Annotated in this window: 1 protein-coding gene; it reads right to left on the bottom strand. The window is 67.5% G+C overall.

Annotation, left to right across the window (positions count from 1 at the left end; genetic code table 11):
- Positions 1-241 precede the first annotated feature (241 nt).
- Positions 242-589, bottom strand: a 348-nt coding sequence (locus QZH66_RS18150; protein ID WP_305807194.1) for a DUF2249 domain-containing protein, incomplete at its 5' end; no start/stop codon positions are given.

The following is a 589-nucleotide window of genomic DNA, read 5'->3' as shown; positions in this document are numbered from 1 at the left end:
CGCCGACGCGGTGGAGCGTTTTCTGGAGCGCGAAGGCGCCGGCGTTGACCAGTATCTGGACGAGCTGCAGGCGCGCAGCCCGTTCCGCCACGGCTAGCGGCTTTTGTATCAACCGCCGCAGGCGCCGCCCGAGCAGCACGAGTCCTCCGCTTCGGCGGGCTCGAGCTTGCTGAGCAGCACGCGCCACTGCGCGGGCCCCTGTTGCAGATAGGCCCACTGGAACTGGCNAGCGGCTTTTGTATCAACCGCCGCAGGCGCCGCCCGAGCAGCACGAGTCCTCCGCTTCGGCGGGCTCGAGCTTGCTGAGCAGCACGCGCCACTGCGCGGGCCCCTGTTGCAGATAGGCCCACTGGAACTGGCCCGCCGAGCGCGCTTCGAGCTGGTGGCGCAGGGGCAGCGGATCGTGGTTGTGGATGAGCTGCAGCGCCTCGCCAGGCAGCAGGCTATCGAAACGGTCGAAGACCAGCACATACCGTTCGCGGGGGTCGATCGTGCGCACGTCGATGACAGGGGCCTGGGAGGGCAGCATGGGAGAGCCTTTCTGGGGAGGTTGCGAAAAATGGGACGCAAGGCGGTGCTTCATACCGAT

The organism is Stenotrophomonas sp. YIM B06876, from assembly GCF_030711595.1.
Taxonomy (GTDB): Bacteria; Pseudomonadota; Gammaproteobacteria; order Xanthomonadales; family Xanthomonadaceae; genus Stenotrophomonas.
This window is presented reverse-complemented; position numbering and strand designations above follow the sequence as displayed.